The organism is Butyricicoccus sp. AF35-5AC (genome assembly GCF_003477715.1).
GTDB lineage: Bacteria > Bacillota > Clostridia > Oscillospirales > Butyricicoccaceae > Agathobaculum > Agathobaculum butyriciproducens.
This window is the reverse complement of sequence record NZ_QUDX01000001.1, coordinates 72,098-87,994: the sequence shown is the minus strand read 5'-3', so window position 1 is coordinate 87,994 and position 15,897 is coordinate 72,098. Positions and strand designations below refer to the sequence as shown.

Below are 15,897 nucleotides of genomic sequence, written 5' to 3'. Positions count from 1 at the left end.
GCCCCCTGTATCTCATCGCTATCGAGACCAAATGAAAGCAGGGATTTTATGCAAATTGTAGATACCGGCGTACTGACTCCGTCCTTCATGGACTTCTCACTGCCGTCCGAATTTGCGAAAAGTGCGCTGTATTACTGCCCGCAGTTCGGTCAGTTCATCTGCAACAGCGATTACCGGATCGAACGAAACGGCATTGACCAATACCTGCTGATCTACATCAACAGCGGCTCGCTCTGCATCCGCACAGACGGTATGACCGCTGAGGCGCATGAGGGCGAAATAGCGCTGTTCGACTGCCGCAAGCCGCACTGCTACTGGTGTCCGGACAAGGTTGACTTCTACTGGTTTCACTTCAACGGTGCAAGCAGCAAGCAGTACACCGAATATCTGACCGAGCGCTTTGGCCTTGTGCACGAAAAGCAGCCGATGCTGTCGCTCAAGGACCAGTTCCGCACGGTTGTGCACTCGGCGCAGTACGGCATGAGCACGCAGTTTGCCTCCATGAACGAGCACCAGATTTCCATTGCCGTCCACAGCATTCTGGGCGGTCTGGCATCGCAGACCGTGCGAACCACCGTCATCAGTGAGCTGCTTGCACCGGCACTGGCGTACATTCACGGTCATTTTGCCGATGACATTTCGCTGAACGACCTTGCCGAGATGTGCGGCATCAGCAAATCCCACTTTATCCGCAGCTTCAAGCGATACGTCGGCTGTACGCCGCATGAGTATCTGCTGCAATACCGTCTGCGTCAGTCCAAGCGTCTGCTGCTGTCCAGTGACCTGACCGTTGAGCAGATTGCCGAGGACTGCGGCTTCAACAGTGCGTCGCACTTTGCGCGGGCATTCCGGCAGGAAACCGATATCTCTCCAACGGCATTCCGCGCAATTTCCTTCTAAACGCACAAAAAAGACAGACCGCAAAACGGTCTGTCTTTTCTTCTTGTAAATCGTAATTCCGGCTGTCCGCAATGTGCTTCGTGCGGCAGCACGCATTCAATCGAATTTGCGAAGCAAATTCATAAAAAGGCGAGGCGTGTACGCGCAGCGCGACCGAGAAGTCGCGCAAGGATAGCGCCTGCCTTTTTATAAAGGGACGAAAAAATGTGTCCGCAGGACGCGGTTTTTCGTCGAAATTCGATTGAAACCGTGGTTTCAATCGAGGCGAAGCCTTTAGCCGCCCAGACCCAGAGGAGAGAACAGCACATGAATGCCTACCAGCAGGATGAACGTAACTGCAATGACCGGCTTGCGATACTTCCACGGGGTCATATCAACAACCTCAAGATCAGGCAGTACATATGCTTCCTTGCGCGGTGCAGCCTTGGTCAGAATCGCCATCAGGATCAGGTCAATTACGAATGCGCCTACTTCAAAGTACAGGAAGTGGAACGGCAGAAGGTTCATCATCAGGCCATAGCATACGATATGGACAATGATGGCAGCCCTCGGCGCAAAGCTCGGCATGCGCGGAGCCAAAATACCCATAACAACGATGACCAGAACCGGAACGCCGTAGTAACCCCACATCTGATTGAGGAAGGTGCTGATGCCGGCCGGCAGATACAGCAGAAACGGTGCGATGACGATGGACGCCAGACACAGCACGATGCCGAAGCGCTTTGCAATGGTGATCAGCTGCGCGTCCGTGCGCTTTTTCTTGGAGATAACCGGAAGGATGTCCAGGGTGAACAGCGTCATGGAGCTGTTCAGTACCGAGTTAAAGGAGGACAGGATCGCACCGAACATGACTGCTGCAAAGAAGCCCAGTACCGGAGTCGGCAGGATGTCCTTGATCAGAGACGGGTACGCCATATCGAAGTCGGTCAGTACACCGCCGTCACGGATGAACTGGATAACGCCGGGCGCTACCAGAAAGATCGGGCAGAATACGCAGGTAAGACCGGTCAGCAGAGAGCCCTTCTGTGCTTCCTTCAGGTTCTTAGCGCCGAGTACGCGCTGCATGATGGACTGGTTGGTGCACCAGTAAGAGATGTGGTTGATACCACAGCCAAGTACGATCATCGGCCACGGAATGTACGGCGGCTGTGCGTCAGCAGGCTGGATCGCATTCAGGTGCTCCGGAGAGGATGTAGCGAAAATGCGGATGCCTTCTGCGATGCTGCCGTCGCCCAGTGCGATAAATGCCAGAGCCGGGATCAGGATGACCGCGCCGATGATAAAGATGATGCCGTTCAGAGAGTCCGATACGGCTACGGCCTTCAGGCCGCCGAAGATTGCATAGATACCGCCGATTATGCCGAGTGCAACGCACATTACGGTGGTTGCCATGAAACGGTTGCCGCCCATCAGTGCGGTAATGCCGAAGATACGCTCCATCGCTACCGAGCCTGCGTACAGCACCAGCGGCAGCATGGTTACAATATAAGCGACAAGGAAAATGAACGATACAATGACGCGGGTTGCGCGGTCAAAGCGGCTTTCCAGAAATTCCGGGATAGTGGAAATGCCGAGCTTGAAATACTTCGGGATGAAGAACAGTGCCATCAGCGTCAATGCGATCGGGCACATGGTCTCCCAGCCCATTGCAGTCATGCCGGCTGCATAGCCCTGACCGTTGCGGCCTACCAGCTGCTCCGCGGACAGGTTGGTCATCATCAGAGAACCAAAGATAACCAGACCGCTCAGGCTTCGGCCTCCAAGGAAGTAACCGTCTTTGCTGGTCTCGTCCGTTCCCTTGGTTTTAAGCCAGCTTACGAATGCCACCGCTACGGTGACAAGCACAAATGAACCCAGTGTAAATACCATTTTCTTAAACCCCCTCTTGTTTGCTGTGTAAATACGCTGCCACGGGTGTTTGCAGCAGCGTGTCCCTCTTTTTCTCTGCAGCCTGCAGGATAACCTGTACGGAATTGCCAATTTTGTCTATCTCATCCAACTTCATTCCATAGCAATGCCCACTAATCCTGCTTGGGCAGGATCAGGGGGCACCACCATACAGAGAAATAGAATGAGAGAAAGGATCTTTGAAATTTGCGTTTGTCCATAACGGATTGGCAGAACGTTGGAGCGTTTTCCTGCCGATCCGGAGAGAGGATCTTACGCATGAACATTATCGCACAATCTGCGTTTGTGCGAAATGCAGTTTTCTTAGTGGAGCTGCGTCTTCAGGGTATCCAGACGCTCCTGCGCGTTGTCCGGGGTAACTACGTCAGAACCGGAGTCAACGAACTCGTCAACGGTCTCGCCGTCCAGAACCTGAACCATGGTCTCAACAGCCTTGTAGCCCATCTCGTAAGCCATCTGGGCGACAGACATCGTCATCTGGCCGGCCAGGATTGCTTCACAAGCAGCGCGGTCACCATTGAAGCCGAGGAAGATGGTGTTCTTGTATGCGTCATGGCCCTGCGCTGCACGGGCTGCTGCCATAGCCATATCGTCGTTGTTTGCGCAAATGATTGCGATGCCTTCCGGATGTGTCTGCATGATAGCTTCCATAGCGGTGGTAGCGCGGTCAGCAGTTGCGTCTGCGTACTGTACTTCATCGCTCAGGAAGGTGCCGCCTGCTTCTTCAACGCCAGCCTTGTAGCCGTTCATGCGAGCGGTGTTGGTCTGGTCGCCCTGTACGCCTGCGATCTCAATGCACTTGATATCGGTCCAGCCGGCAGCCTTGGCAGCCTCTACAGCAGCCTCGCCGCCCTTCTTGGCAGCAGCTTCGTTACCGGTACCTACGAAGGACTTAACCTCCGGCGCCGTGAAGTTGGTGTCTATCGCAACAATCGGCAGCTTGGTGCCGCTGACGAGCTGCGCCGCGGTATCCGACTGCAGCGGAGAGATAATAACGCCGTCATAGCTGCCGGAGCTGAGGTCGGTCTCGATCATGTTCTGCATTTCATCGAAAGCGGTCTCAGAGCTTGGACCCTTAACCTCTACCGTAACCTTGTCCGAATGCTCGGAAGCATAGTCCTCAGCGCCCGACTTTACATACTGCCAGTACTCGGCAGCCAGGGTCTTCAGGATAACGCTGACCTTGTAGCTGCCGCCGGAAGCGGATGCGCCACCGTCATTACTGCTGTCATCGGTCGAGGCAGAATTGCCGCCGCATGCGGTCATCGACAATGCCATCGCGCCTGCCAGCAACATCGCTAACACTCTCTTCTTGTTCATAATTTTTCTCCTCTCTTTTTTCCGGGCCCTGCTCTCTCAGCGCCCTTTTACGCTTGTGTATTTCACACTTGCGTGTACTCTTTATCAGCAATCCCTCTTGATTTTCTGTTGGATGAAATTCAAGAGGGACCGGATAACAAAATAATGAAAACGGGAATAGTGTAGATGCGATTGTAAAATGGGTATTGCGATTACTACTTCATTAGAAACCCGCCTTGCGGAGGTTCTCACGACCGATGGTCGCCTTTTCGAGCGGTACGTCGAAGGACTTGACCGGGAACAGATCCTGCTCTACGACGCACCAGCCGTCATAGCCGCACTCGTCGAGTGCCTTATGCATTGCAGCGAAGTCAATGCTGCCCTTGCCCGGCTCAACCATGATATCCTCGGTAACAGCCTTGGCAAAAGACCACTTGTTTTCGTCCATCTTAGCCTTGACTGCCAGATCGCAGTCCTTGAAGTGGATGTACGGGATGCGCTTCGCCCACTTCTTGTAGAAGGAAATCGGCTCGCCGCCGCCGTATACATGGTGGCCGGTGTCGAAGCACAGATCTACATTGGTGTCGTTCAGGAAGCGCTCAATCTGCTCCTCAGTCTGAACGTGGCTGTCAACATGCGGGTGGAACAGACCGATAAAGCCGTTCGCTGCGCAGCGGTCCGCGCACTTCTGCACGTTCTTGCAGTAGATTGCCCACTCCTCGTTGGTCAGCTCGGGGTTCATCTCCAGCTCGCCCGTAGCGAGGTTGGTGTACATCGGAGGCAGCAGAACGATATACTTCGCGCTCGGGAAAGCCTTCAGCAGCTTGGAGATATCGTCGATGTCCTTGAGCATGCCTTCAACAGCCGCGTCATCAAGGAAGTTGCCGCCCTCGGTAGCGCCTACGAGGGTCAGGCCGCGCGCGTCCATTGCGTTCTTGAGAACCTTGGGATCGTCGTTCGGCATATAGCCCCACGGACCAATCTCGCAGCCCTCATAGCCGGCGACCTTCATTTCGTCCAGGCAGCGCCACCACTGGGGCTGCTTTGCATTGTTCGGATCACTTGCCGGGAACCAGACGCCCCAGGAGTCCGGTGCAATACCAATCTTGATAGCCATAATTATATCCTCCCTGTCAAATTATTCAGGAAACTGTCAGCCTTTCCGGTCTCGGCGGAATCACTCCCGCCGGAGACCGTTTCGGCATTATGTTTTAATTGATGTAAACGGGCAACTTACTTAACGTCAACCCACTCGTGAGTCTTGGAGGACTCGATAACAGCAGCTACGGTGCGGTCGATCTTGTAGCCGAACTCGAAGTCGGTTACATAGTCAGCGCCATTGGTGATAGCGTCGAACAGAGCGTGAACCTCGAGGATCTTCATGTCGTTGTAAGCGATGGAGATGCCGCCTGCCGGCTGGAATGCGGAGTAACCCTTCATCAGCGGGTTGAGCAGTACGGTGCGGAAGCCGCGGTCGCGCTCGTTGTCAGACTGGAAGTAAACCTGAACTTCGCCCATGCGCTCCAGATCGTAACGAACAGAACCCTTGGTACCCTGAATCTCGTAGGTCAGGTAGTTCTTGCGGCCGGTAGCAACACGAGAGCAAGCAATCTGGCCGATAGCGCCGTTAGCGTACTCAGCCATGAAGGTCATGATGTCTTCGTTCTCAACGTCAACCATCTCGGTGGAGCCTGCGGACTTCGGACGCTTCGGGAATACGGTGGTAGCAACTGCGTTTACCTTGGTGATGTCGCCCATGATGAACTGAGAGATGGACAGCAGGTGGGAACCGAGGTCGCCCAGAGCACCGCAGCCAGCCAGCTTGTTGATGTGGCGCCAGGTGATCGGGAGGGACTCGTCGAGCAGCTGGTCCTGATCGTAGGTGCCGGTGAAGCGCATGATCTTGCCGAGAGCACCGGACTGAACCAATTCACGAACGTAAGCGTTTGCCGGGTTCTGGGTGTTGTTGAAGCCAACGTAGTTAACTACGCCCTTCTTGGCAGCCAGCTCAGCCAGCTCTCTGGACTCCTCAGCGGAGATGGACAGCGGCTTCTCGCAGTATACGTTCTTGCCGTTCTCCAGAGCAGCCTTAGCAACTACATAGTGGAAAGCGTTCGGGGTAGCGATATCAACCAGGTCTACGTTCGGGTCGGTAACTACATCGTGCCAGTCGGTGGAGATGCGCTTGAAGCCGATCTTCTTCTGCGCGGACTTTGCAGCCTCTTCGTTAGCGTCAGCTACGATCTCAAAAGATGCGGTGCCGTAGTCAGGGCCAAACAGCATCTCAGCGTCAGCCAGTGCAGAGGAATGAGCCTTGCCCATCCAGCCGGAACCTACCAGACCAATACGGATTTCTTTCATAATAATTTCCTCCTTGACATTTAAGTCTTAGACATACTCTTTTCACGATTTACCAGAAGTTTTTGTTTGGTTTTAACTTTCGGTGTTTTCGTTCGTTTGACTATATTATAGCCGTGAATGGGTTATGTCACAATGCACTGTGTAACTCTGTTCTATACAAAAATTACTCTTTTATTCTCCCTCTTGTACAGCTTGCACAGAGCCGGATGTGTGCGTTTGCACACCTTGAACGAATACCGATTTAGCGTAGAAAAGTCTTTCAAAATAAGAAGATTTTCACATTTATCCTGTTCCCGCACCAGAGAAAATAATAAAAAAGAGGTGCACCGAAGTGCACCTCTGAGGCTGAAACAGTATGCGGTTTTACTTTGCCTTTACCGCGCCGTCCTTGATGAGATCCCAGTTCTTCTTGAGATAATCATAGCCGGAGTAAATGGTAACCAGCGTTACCACCCAGCCGACGATAGTCAGCAGCAGCGGCATACCATTCGCATGAGGGATGAACATAACAGCGGTAACACCATCGCCGTCCGCGAAGGCGATACCGTTTGCCAGCGCACCCATGATGATATAATACAGATAAATGACGATGATGCCGCCAATCTGCACACAGGTTTTGACCTTACCCGTCCACGTTGCGGCGAGCACGCGGCCCTTATTGGCTGCAACCACGCGCAGAGACGTGATGATCAGCTCACGCGCGAGGATAACGCAGACCATCCAGCCTGCCATCGCCTTCTGCTCTACGAACAGGATGAGCGCAGAGGCCACGAGCAGCTTGTCCGCGAGCGGGTCAACAAACTTGCCGAAATCCGTCACCTGATTGTACTTTCGCGCCACATAACCGTCCAGAAAGTCGGTAAACGAGGCTACACAGAACAGAATGAGCGCAATCAGCGTGCAGGTCGGGAACGGATAAATGCCGCGTGTATATTCCGCTGTATTCAGCATGGGCTGCGCCGCAAAATAGATGAAAAACGGAATCATCGCAATGCGGGTCAGCGTGATTTTATTTGCGGTTGTCATAGGAAATTATGCCTCCTTCTGACGGACACCGAGTAGGTCGGGTCCAAGGCTTTCGGTGATGAGAACGGACACGAACTCGCCTTCCGCCGGTTCGTTATCCGCCGCGTCAAAGTAGACGTGGCCGTCTACCTCGACCGAATCCGCGTAGGTACGGCCATACCACAGGCCCTGCTCCTCGTCAAAGCCCTCGCAGAGCACCTGCATGACCTCACCGTGGCGGGAGGTATTGTAGTCGTCGAGCACACCGGACTGCAGCTCTTCGACGATCAGACGGCGGTTCTGCTTGGTCTCGTCGTCGATCTGGTCGGGCAGCTCTGCGGCCTCCGTGCCTTCCTCCGGCGAATACTCGAACACACCGACACGCTCAATGCCGACATTCTGCAGGAACTCACACAGCTCGGCAAACTCGTCCTCGGTCTCGCCCGGCAGACCGACGATCAGGCTTGTACGCAGTACAAGACCCGGAATACGCTCGCGCATATTCTCGATCAGCCTGGTAAATTCCGCGCCGTCACCCGGACGGTGCATGGCACGCAGAATGCGCTTAGAGACATGCTGCAGCGGAATATCCAGATACTTTACGATTTTCGGCTCATCCGCAATCACGTCGATCAGCTCGTCCGTAATCTGGTCGGGATAGAGATAGTGCAGACGAATCCAGGTAAAGTCCATCTTGCACAGCTCGCGCAGCAGCTCGGGCAGCAGACGCTTGTGCTCGGGCAGGTCCATACCGTACTTGGTGATGTCCTGCGCGATGACGATGAGCTCCTTAACGCCTGCGTCAGAGAGTGCACGCGCTTCCTCGAGCAGTGATGCCATCTCACGGCTACGGTAACGTCCGCGCAGCTTGGGGATGATGCAGTACGCGCAGGTGTTCGAGCAGCCCTCCGCAATCTTAAAGTATGCGGTGTAGGACGGTGTCAGGCGGTCGCGGCTGCCGTCGAGTGCAGCAGAGGTCATATCTGCCATGTACGCCGCCTGCTGACCCTTGAGCGCCGCATTGGCCGCGTCCACGATGTTATCATAGCTGCCCGTTCCGCAGAATACGTCGATCTCGGGCAGCTCAGCGCGCATCTCGTCAGCATAGCGCTGCACCAGACAGCCGGTCACGACCAAGCCCTTCATATTGCCGGTCTGCTTATTCTGGGCGGTCTCCAGAATGGTTTCGATAGCCTCGGTCTTAGCGGCTTCGATGAAGCCGCAGGTGTTGACAACGCCAACGTCTGCTTCGGTCATATCCTCGGTGATCTCCCAGCCTGCGTCCCGCAGCCGGGCCAGCATGTGCTCGCTGTCCACGAGGTTTTTCGCGCAGCCGAGCGAAATAAGTCCTAATTTCGGCATGAGATTCTCCTTCTTGTCCACATTATTATTCTATTTTATTATACCGCACAATTTCGGGTTTGTCACCACTGACTGCGGAAAATTTGGCATAGAAAAAGACGCAGAGCAAACACTCTGCGTCTTTGGAATTGCTTGATTGCAAGCAGTTGGTTCGGTAAGGAAACCTTACTTCAGCTCAACCTTAGCGCCAGCAGCCTCGAGCTTCTCCTTGATCTCGTTAGCCTCAGCCTCCGGAGCAGCCTCCTTGATGGTCTGCGGAGCGGAGTCAACCTTCTCCTTAGCTTCCTTCAGGCCCAGGCCGGTGATCTCGCGAACAGCCTTGATAACGTTGATCTTGGAAGAGCCAGCGTCAACCAGAACTACGTCGAAGTCGGTCTTAGCGTCAGCAGCAGCTGCGCCGTCGCCGCCTGCTACAGCACCTGCAACAGCTACCGGCGTAGCGGATACGCCAAATTCTTCCTCGAGAGCCTTTACCAGCTCAGAGAGCTCCATAACCTTGAGCTCTTTTACAGCTTCCATAATCTCAGCGATAGTCATGGGATTAAACCTCCAATTTTAGATAATTTTTAAGTTAAAATGTGTTCCTGACCGAATAAATCAGTCAGTGCGGGGAAATTACTCAGCAGCTTCTTCTGCTGCAGCTTCCTTCGGGGCTACCAGTTCAGCAACCTTCATTTCCTCATTGCCCTCTGCCTTCTTAACGATAGCATCGCAAGCAATAGCGAGCTGCATAATGGGGTAGTTGAAGCTGTACAGTACCTGAGCGATAAGGGTTTCCTTGCTCGGCATAGCAGCCAGCTTCTTGACCTCGTCCTCACCGATGGCCTTACCTTCCAGGTAACCAGCCTTCAGGGTGAAGTTCTCGTGGGTCTTAGCAAAGTCAGCCAGGATCTTCGCCGGAGCGACAACGTCGTCGGTGGTGGAGATTGCCAGAGCGGTGGTACCGTGCAGGCACGCATCCAGCTCGTCAAAACCCAGTTCCTTAGCTGCAAAGCGGATCAGAGTGTTCTTGATGACAGCATACTCAACGCCAGCTTCACGGAGCTGCTTGCGGAGCTTGGTATCATCCTCTACGTTGATGCCCTTGTAGTCGACCAGTACACCTGCCGGAGAATTCTTGATCTTCTCTACCAGGGAAGCGACCAGAGCCTTCTTCTCTTCCAGAATCTTTGCGTTCGGCATCATTTTCACCTCCTGTAAAATAAAAATACCCTCCCGGTGCAAAGACACAGGGAGGGTACACAGAAAACATAATCAAATATGATAATAAGCATGTCCGTGTTGACCTCGGCGGGCGGCGAACAAATCGCCATTTAAGCCTTGCGGCGCCAGCTGTCTTTGACCAAGCTCATTTAGTATAACGCATATAGAGCGGGTTGTCAACACTTTTTTTCAAAAAAAAATTTATCAAATATCAGTTCTTTAGGATTAGCGGTGCGAAACCGGCTTTCGCTGTCCCCTGTTCCGCAGCATCAGCAGGGATACTGCCATCGTTTTCAACTGTAAGGGTAAATTCATCGCCGCACATAAGCCGTTCAACGGGATCATCCGATACATATTCCTCCGGAAACGCAGCACTGGCCAGTGAAATAATATGAGATTCAAAGGAATGTTCCTCAATAGTCACCAGAATGGTTTCCTGCTTTATAAATCTGTTATACAGCGATTGGATGTGCTCCTTGAACGCCAGGTTCACTTCCGCATTCACCTTAAAATATATAATAATGCGGTTTTCTTTATAAGATACCTGCGCATCTGTTAATAGGATATCTGCTAAGCTGAGCATTCCCATATAATTATCCTCTGCACAATATAAATAGAGCGGAGAGCACTATACCCTCCACTCCAATTACTAACTACTGATTACTAATTAAAAATCAGTCGTTGATCGGACCGTCATTCCGCTCATCAATATTAACATACTCGATATTCTTCGCAACAGGCTTATACGCCGGACGGATGATCTTACCGCCGGTGGTAACTTCCTCAAGGCGGTGTGCCATCCAGCCGACAATACGCGCGGTAGCGAACAGCGGCGTATACAGCGACTTGGGCAGTCCGAGCATTTTGTAAACAAAGCCGGAATACATATCGACGTTCGCACACATCGGCTTGTCGCTGCCCTTGATCTCGGCAAAGACACCCGGCGTCAGCTTTTCTACCAGCTCGATCAAATCCATCTCGTCCGAATAGCCGGTCTTTTCCGCCAGCGGACGAGCAGCCTTCTTCAGTGCAACGGCACGCGGGTCGCTCAAGGTGTAAATCGCATGGCCCATGCCGTAGATCAGGCCGGAGCCGTCACCGGCTTCCTTATTCAAAATCTTACGCAGATAATTGCCGACCTCGGTCTCATCCTTCCAGTTGTGGATATTCTCCTTCATCTCCTCAAACTGCTTGACGACGCGCAGGTTTGCACCGCCGTGGCGCGGGCCCTTCAGCGAGGAAACCGCAGCCGCGATCGCCGAATAGGTATCCGTACCGGACGAAGAAGTAACACGCACGGTGAAAGACGAGTTGTTACCGCCGCCATGCTCGGCGTGCAGGATCAGACAGCGGTCGAGCAGCTTAGCCTCGTCATCGTTGAATTCGCCGGTCGGACGGATGAGGTGCAGAATATTCTCTGCGGTCGAACGGTTTGAATCCGGCACATGCAGGAACATGGAATCATTATCAAAGTAGCGGCGTTTTGCCTGATACGCGTGCGAAATGATAACCGGGAACTTAGCCATCAGGCTGATGCCCTGACGCATGATGTTCTCGACCGTGGTTTCATCCGGGTTCGCATCATAGGAATACAGTGCCAGCGTTGCGCTTGCCAGCTTGTTCATGATGTCGCGGCTCGGCGCACGCATGATCATATCCTCGGTGAAGTTGTCCGGCAGGGCACGCTCCAGACCAATGGTATGCTGAAATTCCGCCAGTTGACGGCGGCTCGGCAGCTTGCCGCACATAAGCAGATAACCGATTTCCTCAAAGCCGAAGCGGTTTTCTTGCTCCAGACCGTGAATCAGGTCATATACATTATATCCGCGATAGGTCAGGCGGCCTTCGATCGGCTCACGCTCGCCCTCATTGACGATATAACCGTGTACATTGCCCAGATGAGAAGCACCGACCAGAACACCGGTACCGTCCGCGTTACGCAAGCCGCGCTTGATGCGGTAGCGCGTAAACAGATCGGGTGGGAGCTGGTTGTGCATACGAAAGCTCTCACTCAGTTCATGCAAAAGTTCTTCCTTTACATAATCAGGCTGAATCGTCATTCCGCCTTCTCCTTTCCGTCCCAATAAATCAGATAATGAATATATTGTACCGCAATCCTGCAAAAATGTCAATCAACGACACTTGTATAAACCGACAAAAACCGCTTTTTTGCAGGTTTTCCGCTTGTTCATCCTGATATCACGCAAGATTTTTATTTGCAGCGTGCAAAGATTTTATCAATTTGAAGCGAAAAAGTCGCCTGTAGTGTTGCCTTAGCACCGGTTGACCGGTACACGCGGGCTGCGTCAGCAAGATGCTCTGCCCGTGCGGAAACACGCAAAAAGTCCTCTATCCACACACGAACAGAGGACTTTCTCTATCAAATAGTCAGGATTTGCGATTTAATTGCGGCTCCACTGCGTGCCCTGACGGGTATCCTTAATGGTAACGCCCATATCAGCCAGCACACCGCGGATACGGTCTGCCTCAGCGAAGTTCTTCTCCTTCTTAGCTGCGGCGCGCTGTTCGATCAGCTCCTCGATCTTCTCTGCGTCCGGATCAACCGCATCGTCACGGTTCTGCACCAGATTGAGCACACCGGTCAGTTCCATGAACAGATCATGCGCTGCGGTCAGGAATGCCTTGGTGGCATCCTGATGTGCACCGTTGTACGCATTGATCTCACGGGTCAGCTCGAAGATAGCGGACAGTGCGTCAGCGGTGTTCAGGTCGTCGTCCATTGCGTCGATGAACTTCTGCTTGTAGCCCTTAAGAGCCTCCAGCTTCTCGGTCTCCTCGGCGGTCATGGTGTCGCCGGATGCCTTCTCGATGCGGAACTCCATATTATTGCGGGCCTCGTACAGACGGGCAAGGGAGGCCTTGTTCATCTCAAGCGACTCAGCGGAGTAGTTAAGCGGAGTGCGGTAGTGCGCGCTCAGCATAAACATGCGGATGGTCTCATAGCCGAACTGCTTTGCTGCGTCGCGGACCATGAAGAAGTTGCCCTTGGACTTGGACATTTTCTCATTGTCGATGGTCAGGAAGCCGTTGTGCAGCCAGTAATGCGCGAAGGTGCAGCCGTTTGCACACTCGGACTGTGCGATCTCGTTCTCGTGATGCGGGAAAATCAGATCAAGACCGCCGGAATGGATGTCGATGGTCTTGCCGAGGTACTTGTTCGCCATAGCCGAGCACTCAATATGCCAGCCCGGGCGGCCCTTGCTGCCCCACGGCGTATCCCAAGCCGGCTCACCCGGCTTTGCAGCCTTCCAGACCGCGAAGTCCATCGGATCTTCCTTGACCTCGCCGACCGAGATGCGGGCACCGGCCTGCAGTTCCTCCATCGGCTGGTGGCACAGCTTGCCGTACTCCGGGAAGGACTTGGTGCGGAAGTATACGTCGCCGTTCTCAGCAACGTAAGCGTGGCCGTTCTCGATCAGGCGCTCAACAATATCAATAATAGCGTCCATGGTCTCGGTCGCACGCGGGTGCACGGTCGCCTTCTTGACGCCCAGACCCTGTGCATCAACGAAATATTCCTTAATATAACGCTCAGCGATGGTGTTGAAGTCCACGCCTTCCTCGTTCGCCTTGTTGATTACCTTGTCGTCAATGTCGGTGAAGTTCTGAACGAACTCAACCTTGTAGCCGCGGTACTCGAAGTAACGGCGCAGCAGATCGAAAATGATGAACGGACGTGCGTTGCCGACATGGAAATAGTTGTATACCGTCGGACCGCAGGAATACATCTTTATCTCGCCCGGCGTGATCGGAACGAATTCCTCCTTCTGACGGGTCAGCGTGTTGTAGAGTTTCATGATTTTTATCTCCTTTTGATGGTTTTCAGGAAAACTATGCGGAGTTTCGGGAATAAAAAAGCCTCCCACGGGATATTCTTCCCTCGGGAGGCGTACAAACGCGGTTCCACTCCGATTTTTCGCTCGTGCAGTGCGGTAACGGGCACTTTCCGCAGGGCGTTTGACCCTGTTGCTCGGCAGGCGCACTTCACCGTTTCCCGCGCAAAGCCCTTTCAGCCGAGGAGCTTCTCTCTTTCGCGCAAGGCGAGCCGGTTACTTTTCCTGCGTCATCGCATGAATAACGATTATAATGATTTTATTATAACCATTTTATGAGGAGAAGTCAAGCCGACCGGTGCAGACCATAGCTTTCCGCAAAATTAAATACACCGCAGAGAGCACCATCTTGACGAACAGCGCTTTCCGCGGTATACTATGGATATACAGGGACGCTGTCTATGCAGTCAGCCCTTTATCGAATCAAAAGTTTTATGCTAATGACCGTTCGGGGACCAGCCGAGCGGTCATCGCGCTTTTACGAAGAAAATGTACAGTACAATGACCGCACAAATAAAAAGCTGAAGTGCTTTCTTCTTCATCTGCGCCTACCTCCTTTCCACCGCAGACCGCGGGGAAAGAAAGGGCTGACCGCCATACAAAAACAGCGTGTATATATCCTTAAACAACAGTATAGCAGATTAAGGCGTATTTTGTCTATGCGCTGTATGACTATAAAAACACCGCAGCGTGCACGATTTTAACAGTTCGTGCACCTGCGGTATATTTTTACACATGATGAAACGCGGTCAGAAAATCATACGCATCGAGCAGATTGCCGATATGAAAATCCATAACCTGTGCATCCACCGGCGAGCACCGGCAGTAATCCTTAAGGTTTTCCGGCGCGGTAAGACCATGTGCCTCCAGCCGCTCTATACTCTCCTTTCCGGGTGCCGGATTGGAGTCCATATTGCACAGCGCCGCCAGCTCACCGCACATTTTGGCAAGCAGCTGCTCGCAGCCGCGCAGATAGGCGGCCTCCTGCCGTCGGGCGGCAACACGCACGGCATGCTGCCACAGCGCTACCGGCTGCTTCTCGAAAATACGCAGCTCGGACGCAAGCGAGGTCATTTTCTCAGTCAGCGGCGTCAGATCCGGATAACGATGCTCGAGCACACGCGACTGCAGCAGCGGCAGAAACATTTTCTGAATCTCATCCATCGTATTGATGATCTTCTGGCGGTTGTTATACGGCCGAATCACCACATTGACGAGCAGCGCCACCACCAGACCGACCAGTGTATCGGTAAATCGGTGGAAACCGTACACGATTGAATCTCCGCCGGTATACAGGCACACATCCGCAAACACAATGCTCGCCAACGGAATCGCAAAATTCAGCTTGAGACCGATACACAGTGAAATCACACACAGCACGCCGAGCGCCATCCACACGAAAAACGTTGGATTGGGCAGCACGGTAACAAACACACATGCGATCAGATAGCCGAGAAATGTACCCGCTATCTGATTAAGGCTCTCCTTGAGTGAATCCACCCAGGTACGGCTCATCACCGAGATCGCACCAATAGCTGCAAAAATAGGCAGGCTAGAACCCAGCACCATCGCCAGTGCAAGCGCCAGACCGACCGATACCGCAGTCTTGATGGCACGCTGACCTACCCGAAACCGTTTGATAAACTGCAACGTCCTATCCCCTTTACCCCTGAATACCGTATGTTTTTAAGTGTACCACATTCTATCGGTAAAAGCCAACACAATCCTGTCACACAAAGAAAAAGGCTTCCCGGCCATCTGTTCCGGGAAGCCTTTATAAATTCGGTTTGATTACCGCTTACTTAGCAGTGCGCTCTGCCTTGCGAGCCTTAGAGAAAGAACGGCCGTTATCCAGCTCCATCATGCGTGCGCTTACCAGACCATTAAAGAAACCCTTCATCATGATATATACAACTCCTTAAAAGTTAATGACTAAATTACGTTTTTGTGTTTGGATCATTTCCTGATCACAGGTATTATAATACACGATAACCGCCTCTGTTAC

The 15,897-nt window shown here is 53.0% G+C and carries 13 protein-coding genes and 1 other annotated feature; of the genes, 1 reads left to right on the top strand and 12 read right to left on the bottom strand.

Annotated features, from left to right (window positions below; all coding sequences use genetic code 11):
- Positions 1–48 precede the first annotated feature (48 nt).
- The gene (locus tag DWZ82_RS00360) at positions 49–900 is read left to right on the top strand and encodes an AraC family transcriptional regulator (RefSeq protein ID WP_118477992.1); all 852 of its coding nucleotides are present in this window, start codon (positions 49–51) and stop codon (positions 898–900) included.
- Positions 901–1,173: 273 nt separating this feature from the next.
- Here DWZ82_RS00360 and DWZ82_RS00355 read toward each other — a convergent pair whose 3' ends face one another.
- The 12 genes from DWZ82_RS00355 to DWZ82_RS00300 all read right to left on the bottom strand — a co-directional run bounded on the left by DWZ82_RS00355 (position 1,174) and on the right by DWZ82_RS00300 (position 15,542).
- Positions 1,174–2,769, bottom strand: coding sequence for a solute:sodium symporter family transporter (locus DWZ82_RS00355; protein WP_118477990.1), 1,596 nt, complete (start codon positions 2,767–2,769; stop codon positions 1,174–1,176).
- A gap of 342 nt (positions 2,770–3,111) precedes the next feature.
- On the bottom strand, positions 3,112–4,128 hold the full coding sequence (locus DWZ82_RS00350; protein WP_118477988.1) for a sugar ABC transporter substrate-binding protein: 1,017 nt from the start codon (positions 4,126–4,128) through the stop codon (positions 3,112–3,114).
- A 202-nt stretch (positions 4,129–4,330) separates the two neighbouring features.
- Entirely contained in the window at positions 4,331–5,224 is an 894-nt protein-coding gene (locus tag DWZ82_RS00345; protein WP_118477987.1) for a TIM barrel protein, read from the bottom strand.
- Between the two features lie 116 nt (positions 5,225–5,340).
- Positions 5,341–6,468, bottom strand: a complete 1,128-nt coding sequence (locus DWZ82_RS00340) for a Gfo/Idh/MocA family protein (RefSeq protein ID WP_118360053.1) — start codon at positions 6,466–6,468, stop codon at positions 5,341–5,343.
- Positions 6,469–6,831: 363 nt separating this feature from the next.
- Positions 6,832–7,494, bottom strand: a complete 663-nt coding sequence (gene pgsA, locus DWZ82_RS00335; protein ID WP_118477985.1) for a CDP-diacylglycerol--glycerol-3-phosphate 3-phosphatidyltransferase — start codon at positions 7,492–7,494, stop codon at positions 6,832–6,834.
- A gap of 6 nt (positions 7,495–7,500) precedes the next feature.
- Positions 7,501–8,835 carry a 30S ribosomal protein S12 methylthiotransferase RimO gene (gene rimO, locus DWZ82_RS00330; RefSeq protein WP_118477983.1) on the bottom strand — a complete coding sequence of 445 codons (1,335 nt, stop codon included), beginning with the start codon at positions 8,833–8,835 and terminating at the stop codon, positions 7,501–7,503.
- Positions 8,836–9,000: 165 nt separating this feature from the next.
- Positions 9,001–9,372 (bottom strand): 50S ribosomal protein L7/L12, encoded by a 372-nt coding sequence (rplL, locus tag DWZ82_RS00325; protein ID WP_118360056.1) that lies wholly within the window; start codon positions 9,370–9,372, stop codon positions 9,001–9,003.
- Positions 9,373–9,450: 78 nt separating this feature from the next.
- Positions 9,451–10,017, bottom strand: a complete 567-nt coding sequence (gene rplJ / locus DWZ82_RS00320; protein ID WP_110435457.1) for a 50S ribosomal protein L10 — start codon at positions 10,015–10,017, stop codon at positions 9,451–9,453.
- A gap of 13 nt (positions 10,018–10,030) precedes the next feature.
- Positions 10,031–10,195, bottom strand: a sequence feature (ribosomal protein L10 leader region).
- Between the two features lie 54 nt (positions 10,196–10,249).
- Positions 10,250–10,627 (bottom strand): hypothetical protein, encoded by a 378-nt coding sequence (locus tag DWZ82_RS00315; protein WP_118477981.1) that lies wholly within the window; start codon positions 10,625–10,627, stop codon positions 10,250–10,252.
- 85 nt (positions 10,628–10,712) lie between these two features.
- Positions 10,713–12,098 carry a citrate/2-methylcitrate synthase gene (locus tag DWZ82_RS00310; protein WP_118477979.1) on the bottom strand — a complete coding sequence of 462 codons (1,386 nt, stop codon included), beginning with the start codon at positions 12,096–12,098 and terminating at the stop codon, positions 10,713–10,715.
- Between the two features lie 342 nt (positions 12,099–12,440).
- Positions 12,441–13,856, bottom strand: a complete 1,416-nt coding sequence (gene cysS / locus DWZ82_RS00305; protein WP_118477977.1) for a cysteine--tRNA ligase — start codon at positions 13,854–13,856, stop codon at positions 12,441–12,443.
- A gap of 765 nt (positions 13,857–14,621) precedes the next feature.
- The gene (locus DWZ82_RS00300; RefSeq protein ID WP_118477975.1) at positions 14,622–15,542 is read right to left on the bottom strand and encodes an FUSC family protein; all 921 of its coding nucleotides are present in this window, start codon (positions 15,540–15,542) and stop codon (positions 14,622–14,624) included.
- Positions 15,543–15,897 lie beyond the last annotated feature (355 nt).

What these genes read in the sequence shown, in the direction of transcription:
- DWZ82_RS00345 (WP_118477987.1), bottom strand. Translation starts at nt 5,224, where the DNA reads ATGGCTATCAAGATTGGTATTGCACCGGACTCCTGGGGCGTCTGGTTC.
- DWZ82_RS00360 (WP_118477992.1), top strand. Translation starts at nt 49, where the DNA reads ATGCAAATTGTAGATACCGGCGTACTGACTCCGTCCTTCATGGACTTC.
- DWZ82_RS00315 (WP_118477981.1), bottom strand. Translation starts at nt 10,627, where the DNA reads ATGGGAATGCTCAGCTTAGCAGATATCCTATTAACAGATGCGCAGGTA.
- DWZ82_RS00310 (WP_118477979.1), bottom strand. Translation starts at nt 12,098, where the DNA reads ATGACGATTCAGCCTGATTATGTAAAGGAAGAACTTTTGCATGAACTG.
- rimO (WP_118477983.1), bottom strand. Translation starts at nt 8,835, where the DNA reads ATGCCGAAATTAGGACTTATTTCGCTCGGCTGCGCGAAAAACCTCGTG.
- rplJ (WP_110435457.1), bottom strand. Translation starts at nt 10,017, where the DNA reads ATGCCGAACGCAAAGATTCTGGAAGAGAAGAAGGCTCTGGTCGCTTCC.
- rplL (WP_118360056.1), bottom strand. Translation starts at nt 9,372, where the DNA reads ATGACTATCGCTGAGATTATGGAAGCTGTAAAAGAGCTCAAGGTTATG.
- DWZ82_RS00355 (WP_118477990.1), bottom strand. Translation starts at nt 2,769, where the DNA reads ATGGTATTTACACTGGGTTCATTTGTGCTTGTCACCGTAGCGGTGGCA.
- pgsA (WP_118477985.1), bottom strand. Translation starts at nt 7,494, where the DNA reads ATGACAACCGCAAATAAAATCACGCTGACCCGCATTGCGATGATTCCG.
- DWZ82_RS00350 (WP_118477988.1), bottom strand. Translation starts at nt 4,128, where the DNA reads ATGAACAAGAAGAGAGTGTTAGCGATGTTGCTGGCAGGCGCGATGGCA.
- DWZ82_RS00340 (WP_118360053.1), bottom strand. Translation starts at nt 6,468, where the DNA reads ATGAAAGAAATCCGTATTGGTCTGGTAGGTTCCGGCTGGATGGGCAAG.
- cysS (WP_118477977.1), bottom strand. Translation starts at nt 13,856, where the DNA reads ATGAAACTCTACAACACGCTGACCCGTCAGAAGGAGGAATTCGTTCCG.